At 57.5% G+C, this 12,073-nt stretch carries 10 protein-coding genes; all 10 read right to left on the bottom strand.

Annotation, left to right across the window (positions count from 1 at the left end):
* Positions 1–3: 3 nt before the first annotated feature.
* The 10 genes from NW815_RS05360 to NW815_RS05315 all read right to left on the bottom strand — a co-directional run bounded on the left by NW815_RS05360 (position 4) and on the right by NW815_RS05315 (position 11,843).
* A complete protein-coding gene (locus NW815_RS05360; RefSeq protein ID WP_414384194.1) occupies positions 4–504 on the bottom strand; it encodes a nitrate reductase associated protein in 501 nt (166 codons plus the stop codon).
* Positions 505–528: 24 nt separating this feature from the next.
* Complete coding sequence (locus NW815_RS05355; RefSeq protein WP_414390470.1) at positions 529–2,664, bottom strand: molybdopterin oxidoreductase family protein; 2,136 nt, start codon at positions 2,662–2,664, stop codon at positions 529–531.
* A gap of 86 nt (positions 2,665–2,750) precedes the next feature.
* Positions 2,751–3,332, bottom strand: coding sequence for a Uma2 family endonuclease (locus tag NW815_RS05350; RefSeq protein WP_414390465.1), 582 nt, complete (start codon positions 3,330–3,332; stop codon positions 2,751–2,753).
* Between the two features lie 33 nt (positions 3,333–3,365).
* Positions 3,366–4,208 carry an ABC transporter ATP-binding protein gene (locus tag NW815_RS05345; RefSeq protein WP_414390471.1) on the bottom strand — a complete coding sequence of 281 codons (843 nt, stop codon included), beginning with the start codon at positions 4,206–4,208 and terminating at the stop codon, positions 3,366–3,368.
* 38 nt (positions 4,209–4,246) lie between these two features.
* Entirely contained in the window at positions 4,247–6,238 is a 1,992-nt protein-coding gene (locus tag NW815_RS05340) for a nitrate ABC transporter ATP-binding protein (RefSeq protein ID WP_414415784.1), read from the bottom strand.
* A 72-nt stretch (positions 6,239–6,310) separates the two neighbouring features.
* A complete protein-coding gene (gene ntrB, locus NW815_RS05335; RefSeq protein ID WP_099834651.1) occupies positions 6,311–7,270 on the bottom strand; it encodes a nitrate ABC transporter permease in 960 nt (319 codons plus the stop codon).
* Positions 7,271–7,415: 145 nt separating this feature from the next.
* Entirely contained in the window at positions 7,416–8,738 is a 1,323-nt protein-coding gene (locus NW815_RS05330) for a CmpA/NrtA family ABC transporter substrate-binding protein (protein WP_414330505.1), read from the bottom strand.
* A gap of 62 nt (positions 8,739–8,800) precedes the next feature.
* Complete coding sequence (locus NW815_RS05325) at positions 8,801–10,348, bottom strand: ferredoxin--nitrite reductase (protein WP_414415783.1); 1,548 nt, start codon at positions 10,346–10,348, stop codon at positions 8,801–8,803.
* Positions 10,349–10,540: 192 nt separating this feature from the next.
* Positions 10,541–11,680, bottom strand: coding sequence for a CAP domain-containing protein (locus tag NW815_RS05320; RefSeq protein ID WP_414387799.1), 1,140 nt, complete (start codon positions 11,678–11,680; stop codon positions 10,541–10,543).
* A 16-nt stretch (positions 11,681–11,696) separates the two neighbouring features.
* Positions 11,697–11,843, bottom strand: a complete 147-nt coding sequence (locus tag NW815_RS05315; protein WP_187147246.1) for a hypothetical protein — start codon at positions 11,841–11,843, stop codon at positions 11,697–11,699.
* Positions 11,844–12,073: the final 230 nt, after the last annotated feature.

Below are 12,073 nucleotides of genomic sequence, written 5' to 3'. Positions count from 1 at the left end.
CGCTTAGCGGTCGGAGCCGGGTAGTTTACAGTAACTGCAATCACCATCCCTCGCCATCTTCAGGCCAAACTCTCGCAGAGCGGGCAAGAAATTTTTGTTTTCGTGATGGGATCGGCTCAACTTCAGCAAGGCAAATCTCTGGATATCGTGCAAGTTTCTCCAGAAATCGAGGGCAAGCCGGATCCCCAGGTCTTGAGCTTTTTGTTGGACAGCCATTGGGATCTGGTGCGGATTTTGCCATTCAGGCTGGGGATCAATGGGAATCTCTTGCACCTCTTCGTGGCAGATGGAGCGAACCAAATGGCGCAGATGGTTGCGGAGTTCTTCTAGATCCTGTGGAGATTCAGAGGGCCAATCAACACACTTCCGCCGCTCTTCTAAGGAAAACTTGGCCCATTGATGGAGCTTGAGCTTGATCCCGCACAAATCCAGCTTTAGGCGCAAGGTCATGGGGATGCATCGCAGAGAGTCGGCAAAATCTTGCTCAAACTGAAACAGAGTCATGGGAACCTCGATTAGGAACCAAATCTAGAGTTGAGGGGATTGCTTGAGCGGTGGGTCGGCTTTCTCAAGAGCAACGGCACAGGCTTTTAATTCCGGCTGGCCGGAATCGGGACAACTGATGTCATGGGTGAGGGCATTACACTCGGCTTGTTCTGCCCAGAGGGATCCCCAGTGCATGGGCACAAACACTGTTCCAGGGGCAATGTTGGCAGTTATCTTGGCCGGGAAATAGGCCCGCCCGCGGGCAGAACGCACCTGAACCCAATCCCCATCTTGGAGGCCCAGCTTTTCCGCATCGCGAGGATGGATCTCCATAAAGGGTTGGGGGTGCATGTGCTTGATTTTTTCAATCCTGCCGGTACGGGTTTGGGTGTGCCAATGGCCGTAAAGCCTGCCCGTGGTTAATACGTAGGGAAACTGGGGATCCGGCGGCTCTGCTAGGCCACGGGAATGGTGCGGGATAAAGCGGGCGCGGCCATCGGGGGTCGGGAAACGCCAATCTGTGTAGAGGCGAGTGGACTTAGGGGCCGAGGTTCTTTCTTTGGGATAAGGCCATTGCTGAGGGCCTTGTTCTGCCAAAAGGGCATGGCTGAGGCCGGAGTGATCGCAGAGGCGATTTGCGGTAAGGGCGGCAAATTCTGCATAAACCTCTGCCGCGGTTTGGAAGGAAAATTGCGCTTCAAAGCCCAACCTGCGCCCCACTTCAGCAAAGATCTCCCAATCGGGTCGGGCTTCGCCAGGGGGGTCTCGAAAGGCTTGACAAAGGGTAACCCTGCGCTCGGAGTTGGTCATCACCCCGGTTTTCTCGCTCCACTGGCAGGCGGGCAAAAGCAAATGGGCATATTCTGCCGTTTCTGTAGGGTAATAAGCCTCTTGGTAAACGGTAAAGGGAGACTTTTTCAGGGCTTTTTTGACCCGTTCCAGATCCGGAAAGCTCACCAAAGGATTAGTGGCCACAATCCAGAAGAACTGCAGGGATCCGGTTTCCAGAGCGGCAATCATCTCGGTAGCCCTCAGCCCTGGGTGGGGGGAGATGGAGCCGCCGGGCAAACCCCAAGCCTGCTCCACCTCTGCCCGATGCTGGGGATGGCTCACCAGCCGATATCCCGGCAGCAGATGAGATAACCCCCCTGCCTCTCGACCACCCATGGCATTGGGCTGGCCGGTCAAGGAAAAGGGGCCGGTCCCCGGTCGGCCAATTTGCCCGGTCAGGAGATGCAGGTTGATTAAGCTGGTGATCTTGGCGGTGCCCTCACTGGACTGGTTTAGGCCCATCGACCAAAGGGAGAGAACCCTTTGGGATCCCTGCCAAAGCTTGGCCGCTTTAATCAAGTCCTCAGTTGCAATTCCACAGCGCTGGGCCACAATCTGCGGTTCATAATCGGCCAGCAAAGCTGCATATTCAGCAAAACCTTGGGTGCAGCCCTCGATAAAATCAGCAGCAATGGATCCCCACTTTAACAACAAATGGGCAATCCCATTGAAAAGATCGATATCCGTACCGGGGCGAATTTTTAAGTGGAGATCGGCAGCTTCTGCTGTCTGAGTGCGCCGGGGATCCACGACCACCATTTTGAGGGGGGATCCGGGCTTGTGCCGCTTCTTCAAGCGATTAAAAAGAATGGGGTGGCACTCGGCGGTGTTGGTGCCCACCAGAAAAGCCAGATTGCAGAGATCGAGATCCTCGTAGCAGCAGGGGGGGCCATCGGATCCCAGGGATTGGGTGTAGGCCGAGACGGCCGAGGACATGCACAGGCGCGAGTTGGTGTCAAAATTATTGGTGCCCAGGCAGCCCTTAATGAGCTTTTGAGCAACGTAATAGTCTTCAGTGAGCAACTGCCCCGATCCATACATAGCCATGGAGTGAGGGTTGTCTTTGAGGCAGCGCAGCCGAGAAACCATCTCCTCAAAAGCCTGATCCCAAGAAATGCGGCGAAAGGGCTGATCCAAGCTCTCCCGAAACAGGGGAGAGAGCAGCCGATCTCGACCAACTGCCTCCAGAACCGTAGCCCCCTTTACACAGACCATCCCCAAGCTGGAAGGATGCTCCCGGTCGCCTCTCATTTTCCAGTCACCTGAGGCTGTCGAAACCGCCTCCAATCCACATCCCACACCGCAATAGGGACATAGGGTTTTGATGACAGCTTTTTCCGACTCCATCGCGGTCACCATGAGTGGGGATCCCTGTCAGGATGGATAAGTGTCTTGCATTTTGGATCCCGATAGGCCATCAGGTTAAGGATCTCTTAGCCGAGGAGATCGGCCACTTGGATCTCAAATCCGGGCAATACAACCTGGCTTTTGGCAGTCTCTTGTTCGGTTAGCCAAAGGTGGCGATCCTGAGTCTGGATAAAAATAAATTTGCTTTTGGGAAAAACCAGCCAGACTTCCAGCGCACCGGAGCTGAGATACTCCTGGGCTTTCAAGAAAATGTCCTCTCCAGAGTCGGTTGGGGAGAGGATCTCTCCAGTGAGGGGATAGCTCTGCGGCAAAGTGGCAATATCCTCTCCAAATTGCTGGATTAAATCTGGAGACAGGTAGGCAACATCAGGTCTTCTGACTTTGCCTGTCGTTTGGCAGGGAGCCTTCACCAAAACCATACCCCCCACTGGCAGACATTCAACATAACCGAGCCAACGGAAGAGAAGTCGGGTTTGGATCTTTGCATGCCCTAAGGTTTGCCCCACTTTCTCCACAATGTAGCCATCTACCCATTTGGTTTGGGCAACTGGATTGGCCAGATAGTCGGCAAGGGTTTTGGGCAAGCTAGAGACCCGCTCCTCCATTGGGAGATCGGTTGGAACTACCTGAACCGGAGCAGTGGCCATCAACTTCCCTCTCCAAGTATTTTGAACCCTAGCTCAATCCCCTCCATGGGCAAAGCGGCGATAGAGGAAGTCAAGGGCGCGGTTACGCAATTCGTAGAACTCAGGCATTTCCATAATGCGGGAGCGGATGCGCGGTCGCTCGAAGGGAATGGTCAAGATCTCGCCGATATGGGCAGCGGGGCCGTTGGTCATCATCACCACACGGTCTGACAAGTAGAGAGCCTCGTCGATGTCGTGGGTAATCATCAAAACTGTGCAGCGGTGATCCCGCCAAATGGCCAGCAGCTCATCTTGTAGATCTTCCTTGGTAATGGCATCCAAGGCCCCAAAAGGCTCATCCAACAGCAAAACTTCTGGACGAACGGCAAGAGCGCGGGCAATGGCAACCCTTTGCTTCATGCCTCCAGAAAGCTGCTTGGGCCGCTTGTGGGCTGCCTCTGCTAAACCTACCAATTCTAGGTGTTCTTCAACGATTTCCCTTTTCTCCCGCCGGGATTTGTTTGGGTAAACCTGATCCACCACCAGATAAACATTTTCAAAAGCCGTCAGCCAGGGCAAAAGGGAATAATGTTGAAACACCATCATCCGATCTGGCCCTGGGGAGGTGATGGGCTGGCCCTTGAGGGTAATGGATCCCGAAGTGGGAGTCGAAAAACCCGCCACCATGTTGATCAAGGTGGATTTGCCACAACCCGAGTGGCCGATAATGCAAACAAACTCACCGGCGGCCACTTCCAGATTGATATTTTCCAGCGCAACGAAGGGCCCTGCTGAGGTGAAGTAGGTCTTGCCCACATTCTGAAGACAAAGAAGGGGCAGTCCTGCAACCGGAGAAGCAGAAGATAGCGGTGAGGAGAACGTGCGGGAGCTGGTCATCATGGTGTTTTCCAATCGAGAGTTTAAGGTAACAAAAGCTAAACTTCGCTGAGCCGGTACTCCTGCAGCTTCAGATCCTGCCGGATGGCCACCGACTCCAGGTAAGCAACGGGATCCTCTCCGTCAAAGCGGGATCCATCGGCAAAGAGTAAAGCTCCGCGGTCGTGGGCCCGATCCGGAAGGCCCAGTTCTCTGGCGGCTAGGGCGTAGGTTTCGCTGTCCAGAACTTGGTCGAGAACCGAAACCCAATTGCGGGGAAAAGCGCAGAGTCCCCAGCGAGCCATCTGCGTCAGGATCCAGAGGTGTTCCAATCTTTCCGGACAGGTGTTGCGCCCGTTGGCAAACTGGTGAAAACCGGTGAGGGCTTGGGATTCATCGGCAATTCCCCGCTGCAGAATACCCGTCCACCCCGGCTGCAGATCCTCCAGGGCCACGCCCACATACTGGGGCTGAGCCAGCCACTCCAAGATCTCAGAACGGTGCTGCGGCTGATCGCAGTAGTGACAAGCCTCCAGTAGTGCCTTGACCAGAGCTACATGGGTACGGGGGTAGTTTTGCGCCCAATCCTGGCGCACCGTCAGCACCTTTTCGATGTGGCTGGGTAAGATTTCAGGGGTGGTGGTGACGATAAATCCCAACTGTTCCCGCACGGCGCGGGAGTTCCAGGGCTCGCCCACGCAGTAGCCATCGATGTTGCCGGCCTTGAGGTGGGCCACCATCTGCGGCGGCGGGATCACCGTCAACGTAACGTCCCGATCCGGATCCACCCCCCCACCGGCCAGCCAGTGCCGCAACAGGAAGTTTTGCATGGAAGCCGGATGAACCACTCCCAGGGTGTGGACTGTGTCGGGGGTGTGGTTGAGGTATTGGCGAAAATCCGCCAGGCTTTGAACGCCTCGCTCCAAAAGTCTGCGCCCAAAGGTAATGGCGTTGCCGCCGCGGGAGAGGGTTAGCGCGGTAATCAAAGGCACCGGAACTCCCCCCACCCCCAACGTGGAGGCCAACGGGATCCCGGCCACCACCATGGCCGCATCCAGCCGACCGGAGCGGATCCCTTCCCAGATGGTCTTCCAGCCTGGCTCCCGCACCAGGGTGACCTGCTCCAGGCCGTACTTTTGAAACAGGCCTTTTTCCTGCGCCACCACCAGCGGGGCGCAGTCGTTGAGGGGCACAAAGCCAACCTCCAAATTGACCTTCTCCAGGCCGTGTTTGGCAATGGCCACGCGAACAGGCGTTTTTTGGCGAGCCCGCTTTTGCTGGTTGAGAAAGTAGATCATCTCTCCCCGCAGGCTGTAGTAGTCGGGGTGACGCACCACTTCCAAACGATGGCGGGGCCGAGGAAAAGGGATCCGCAAAATCTGGCCAATGCGGGCCTCCGGGCCATTGGTCATCATTACCACCCGATCCGAAAGCAGCAGCGCCTCATCCACATCGTGGGTAACCATGACACAGGTGAGCTGCTCCGCCTGGGCAATCTCCATCAGTTGCTCCTGCAGGTTGCCGCGCGTCAAGGCATCCAGAGCGCCAAAGGGCTCATCCAACAGCAGCACCCGCGGACGGATGGCCAAAGCCCGGGCAATGGCTACCCGCTGTTTCATCCCTCCTGACAGATGGGCCGGTCGCTTGTCGGCTGCCCCCTGCAACCCCACCTGGCGGATGTGCTCTTCCACAATCCGGTCCCGCTCCGCTTTGGGAAGGGATCCCAGCACCTCGTCCACAGCCAGGGCAATGTTCTCCCGCACCGTCAGCCAGGGCAGCAGGGAATAGTTCTGAAACACCACCATGCGATCTGGGCCGGGATCTGTAACTTGTCGGCCCTCCAGGAGAATGCCTCCGCGGGAAGGCTTTTCCAGGCCGGCGATGATGTTGAGTAGGGTCGATTTGCCACAGCCGGAGTGGCCGATCAACGAGACAAATTCCCCCTTTTGGATCTCCAGGTGGATGTCTTTCAGGACAGGATAGACCTCTCCGTTGTCGAGGAGAAATTCCTTGTCGACATGATCCACTTCAATGTAAGGCTGGGTCTTCATGATTCCCCTGAGATGATTTCTGAGAGCATGGAGAAATTGTCAGCAACCAATCTAAAACTCGGCCAAGCTCATTTAGCGATCCTCAGCCACCACCAGCGAGCCAATCCAAGCCGTGATGCGATCCAGCAGAAGACCCACCATCCCGACATAGATCAAAGCCAGAATGATTTCGCTGATGCGGGAGCTATTCCAGGCATCCCAGATGAAGAACCCGATGCCCACACCGCCAATCAACATTTCCGCTGCCACAATGGCCAGCCAAGACAAGCCCACCCCAATGCGCAAGCCGGTAAAAATATAGGGCACAGTTGCCGGGAAAACGATTTTGAAAAAGTACTTCCAGCCGGACATGCGCACAATTCTCGCCACATTGCGGTAATCCTGAGGGATCTGCTGTACGCCGACAACGGTGTTGATCAAAATGGGCCAGAGGGCCGTAATGAAGATTACGAAAATGGCGGAAGGGTTGGCATCTCGAAAGGCAGCCAAAGAAATCGGCAGCCAGGCCAAAGGCGGCACCGTGCGCAGCACCTGAAAAATGGGATCCAAAGCCTCGTACAGCCAGCGATTGACCCCGATGATCATGCCGCCCACAACTCCCACCAAGCCGGCCAGGGCAAACCCAATGAACACCCGCCGCAAGCTGGCCCAAATTTGCCAGAACAGCCCTTTGGCATTGCCGCCATAGTCAAAAAAGGGATCTTTAATGAGGGGATCCCAGGTGTCCTGCCAAACCTGGAGAGGGGTGGGCAAGTTGGCTCCGGGGCGGCTATAGGCAATTTGCCAGAGAACGAGCACTATTAAAATGGCCGTGGTGGGCAAAAGAACGCGGCGCAGCACTTGGTGGATTTGGACTCGCTGCCTCCAAGCAGAAGAAGATGCAGAGCTGGCCGGGGAGTGGAGCCCGGCATTGGACTGAAGAACAAAGCCTGGGCTGGTTTTCAGCAGCCAGTGGCCTAGGCCAACCAGTAGGGGAAGCAGGATCCGAAAGAGGTGGTAGCCCAACTGTAGGGCAGAGTGGAAAATCCTCATGGCTTGCTGGGAGTAAGGTTGAAGTCAACTTAAGAGGATCCCAAGAGAGAAGGGGTTTCAGGTGAACACTCTTTGTGGGGATTCGGGGATCCCTTCTCTCCTGGACAGAGGGTTTGCAGCTAACTTGCTGGGGAAAGTTGGGAAATTAGGCCAGCTTCTTAATCGCCAATTTCTCCAGGTAGGCGGCAGGATTTTCGGGATCGAACTGCACCCCGTCGAAGAAGGTTTCCACTCCTCGAGAGGTGCTGGGGGGAATGGCTGCCCCCTGACCAATGGCTTTGGCAGCTTCTCGCCAGAGTTCTTCCCGATTCACCCGCTCCACCAAGGCTTTGGTATCGGTGTCGGCAGGCAGATAGCCCCAGCGGATGTTTTCGGTCAAGAACCAGAGATCGTGGCTCTTGAAGGGGTAGGAAGCGTAGTTCTGCCAGAACTTCATCAGGTGGGGGCTGTTTTCAACGACCTTGCCGGTGCCGTAGTCAAAAGTGCCCCGAGAACGGCCCAAGATATCGGGCACAGGCACCCCCAGCCAGCGGCGGTCGCCGATGATGCGACACATCTCCTCTTTGTTTTCCATCTGGTCGCACCAGATCTGGGCTTCTAGCACCGCTTTCAACAGGGCAAGGGTGGCTTTCGGGTGCGCATCCACCCAGTCGGCCCGCAGGGCAAAGGCCTTTTCCGGGTGGCCGTTCCACAGCTCGCCGGTGGTGAGGGCACTATACCCCTCTTTTTGGTTCACCAGCTGGGCATTCCAAGGCTCGCCCACACAGAGGGCTTCCATGGTTCTGGATTTCATATTGGCCACCATCTGCGGCGGCGGCACCACAATGACGGAGACGTCGCTAGTGGGATCGATCCCGCCTGCGGCCAGCCAGTAGCGCATCCATAGGTCGTGGGTGCCACCAGGGAAGGTCATCGCACATTTGGGATCTTTGCCGGCAGCTCGAAGCTCGGCAAACTTGGCCTTGAGGGGGGAACTATCCAGGCCGATTTGCAAATCCCGATATTGGTTGGAAATGCTGATGCCCTGACCGTCCAGATTGAGACGGGCCAAAATGTACATAGGCACCGGCTTGCCATCGGTAACTTTGCCGGTGGTGATGAGGTAGGGCATGGGGGTGAGGATGTGTGCCCCATCGATGCCGCCGGCGGCGGATCCCAGCACCAAGTTGTCGCGGGTGGTGCCCCAAGAGGCCTGCTTGACCACCTCTACGTCCTTCATGCCGTACTTGTCAAAGAACCCCTTTTCTTTGGCGATGATCAGGGGGGCCGCGTCGGTTAGAGCGATGAACCCCAGCTTGGCGCTGGTGGTTTCGGGAGTATCGGCCTGCGCCACCCAGTAGCCTTTGCCCAAGGATTGCGATTGGGCGCGCGGGATCCCAGCCGTGGCCGCCCCAGCCGTGAGAGCAGCCACCCCGGCCAAAAATTGCCGACGGGAGACGGGAGAGGAAGTGCTGAACAGCTTAGACATCGAAACCTCCAAGATTTACAACGACGAAGTAAAGAAAAACTTTCAGGACGGCAACAGAACCGCTAGCGGGTTACCAAAACAGAAGCCTGGGCGGCGGACGGATGCTGACGCGGCCTGGCCCCAAAGTGCTCCCTGAGCAACTCCACCAAGACCGGCTTGAGGTCTTCGCAAGGGATCCCTTTGCGCACGCATTCGCCCAGCTTGGCGTCTTTGCCCACCTCTCCCCCCATGTAGATGTCCACGGCCTCCACCACCCTGCCGTCCTTGCGAGCAGTGGTGCCCATAAGGCCGATATCGGCTACTTGGGGTTGGCCGCAGGAGTTGGGGCAGCCCGTCCAGTGGATGCGCACCGTTTGGGGGATCTCCAGCTCCGCCTCCAGCTCCTCCATCAAGGCCACAGCCCGGTTTTTGGTCTCGATAAGGGCAAAGTTGCAGAACTGGTTGCCCGTACAGGACACCAGCCCCCGCTGCAATGGCCCTGGGTTGGGGGAGAACTTCTTCAACAGCGGCTCTTTTAACAAGGAAGCCACTCGGGAGTCGGGCACATTGGGGATGAGCACGTTCTGCTCCACCGTCAGCCGCAGCTCTCCGGAGCCGTACACCTCCGCCAAGCGGGCCAGCTCCATCATCTCCAGGGCGTTGAGCCGCCCCACCGGCACATGCAGGCCGACAAAGTTGAGGCCCGGCTGCTTCTGGGCATGCACCCCCAGCAGATCCCGCTTGTGCCAGACCACCTCATCTTTTTCCGCTGCCCTGAGCAGAGGGTGGCCCGTCTGGCGCTCCACAGCCGCCCGGAACTTCTCTAGGCCCCACTCGTCAATGAGCCACATCAACCGCGCCTTTTGCCGGTTGGCCCGCAGGCCGTGATCCCGGTAGACCAGCAGCACCGCCTCGCACAGAGGAACCACATCGCGGGGATCCACCCAGACATCCAGGCCGATAGCCTCTGCACAGCGGCGAGCCGAGAAAAAGCCGCCCACCAGGACGTTGAAGCCCAGCTTGCCCTCTTTGAAGGCAGGTACAAAGGCCAGGTCGTTGATCTCCGCATGCACGGAGTTGTCACGACAACCGCAGAGGGCGATGTTGAACTTGCGCGGCAGGTTGCTGAAGGAAGGGTTGCCCTCGCCGTTGTTGGTAACCATGTCCTGCACCTTGCGAGTGAGGCCGCGCACGTCGATCAGCTCGTCCGGGTCAATACCGGCCAGAGGGGATCCCGTGATGTTGCGCACGTTGTCCATGCCCGACTGGATGCTGGTCAGGCCTACCTCTTTCAGGTAGCCCAGGATCTGGGGCATTTCCTCGATGGGGATGCCCCGCAGTTGCAGGTTCTGCCGGGTGGTGATGTCGGCTACGCCCTGTTCTCCATAGGGGTGGATGATTGCGCCCAACATGCGCATTTGGCCGCTGGTTAGGATCCCATTGGGCAGGCGCAGCCGCAGCATGAACTGACCTGGGGTGCGCTTGCGAAAGAAGATCCCCAGCCACTTGAGGCGGTGATCCCGGTCGTCTTCAGGAATGTTCTCCCAACCCATCCGGGCAAACGCCTCCAGCTCGGCCTTGACCGCCAGCCCATCCTTTTCGCTTTTGAGGCGTTCAAATTGGTTCGCCATGATCGCTGCCGTGGGGTGAACACTGGCTACCCTAGCGATGACGAACCGTTAACTTTGGTATTGGCAGTTACACTTTGTAACAGGTTATGCAGTTTTGTCATTCTCGAATTGCGCTTTATGCATAAAGTCAGGCTTCCAGGAGCAGCAGACCCCTCTTTCCCCTTTGGGAAAGGGGCTGGGGGTGAGGAAAAGCTAGTTGAGAGGGTTGAAAGAGTTGAAAGGCTCCATCTGCCAGAGCAGACGGGGCGGGATCCCCAGCCCTTCGGTGAGGGGTGCGGGCCGTTGGGAAGTTTGGGGATCGCAGTCGTAGAGAGCGGTGGTGTAGCGGTAGCTGCGGGGGGGGCCACCGTTGAGGCGAATGCCGCTAATTTCAAAGGTGTAGTTGCGATTGGGCTGGATCGAACCCACGGAGTAGGTCAAAGTTTCCAGGCCAAAGGCGGGATCCCCCACGCGGAGATCTCCAACAGGCACCGGCTCGCCGCTGAGGGCATCGGTGATGCGGACTTGGGCTTGGCTGAGATCAGCCTTGCCGCCACGGCTGGGCACCGAGAAAGACCAGCGGTAGGCAGACAGGGGCTGGCCGGAAAACCCTTCTAGGCGGTAGAGGTAGCCGTCTTTCTCCGGGAAGGCGATGAACTCTGGATCTGGCACCGACTCGTCAAAACCGAAGATCCAGTTGGCGTTGGCCTGGGTCACCCGTCCAGCCCGTGGGTCAAAGACAATGCCGTAGGCCCCCTGGGCGTACTGAGGATACAGGTTCCAGCGGCGATGCCCCACATCCACAAAGTTTTCTCGACCTGGCTCGGCAAAATAGATGTCCACCTGCCGCGCCAACACCCGGCCTGGATCGGGGCCGTTCAGCTCTAGGATGGGCCCAACCGCCAGGTTGCTGAAGCGGGATCCCGCCTCCCCAGCAGGGGTAAAGCAGCGCCAAGAAGGGGGCGGCTGGTGGCTGAGAGTACCATTGGCTACCTGCATCAAGGCCGCTTGCTGGGCGGCTTCTAGGAACTGAGGATTGAGCTTCACCGGCGGTAACTGGTGCAACAGCCGTAGAAAATTCAGCCGATCCATCATCTTTTGGGCTGCTGCAGGCGTAAGGCGACCGGGGTTGCAGGTAGCAACCTGGGGCTGTTCGGCGTAAATAGGCCCCGTGAAGCTGCGGGTCTGGCGATCCAACCGGCACAGGAAGCTGGCAATCGGCACTTCCCCTGCCCGCGGTGGCTCCATCGAGGTAGGGGATCCTCCACAGGCCGCCAGCAGACAAAGACAAAAGATCCCCGCGATCCTCAAAGCCCAAGGCTGAACCAACTTGGGCAACCGCTGCAAGGGCATGCAAAAACCAGCCGAATTATGAGCCGGTGGGGGTGGGGGTGATGCTGGGGGGGCTGACGGTGCTGCTGCTGCTCTCGCCACAAGCAGGCAACAAGCCCAGACAGGCAAACAGGGCTAAGGCCGCCAAAAGCTGGTGGGTCACTTTGGGTTGCAACGTAGCCATGACAACAAACCTCCCAAATGCTGTTGGGTTTGACTCTGTTCTATCACCTGGCCGAGTGGGCCACAGCGTCAAAACTCATGCCGACAAGGGTATAACTTAAGCCCAAGTCAAGGAACGCTCACCCAAGTCGGCTACATCCACTAGGACTGGGATCCAAGCCCACTTTTTCTCTCCACCCATAGTGGAGTACGGATCCCCACAACTGATACATTCACGCTGAACTCTCCTGA

It is taken from the genome of Synechococcus sp. R6-7 (assembly GCF_047461695.1).
In the GTDB taxonomy this organism is placed as follows: domain Bacteria; phylum Cyanobacteriota; class Cyanobacteriia; order Thermostichales; family Thermostichaceae; genus Thermostichus.
The sequence above is the reverse complement of the archived record's forward strand: the minus strand, read 5'-3'. Positions and strand labels throughout refer to the sequence as shown.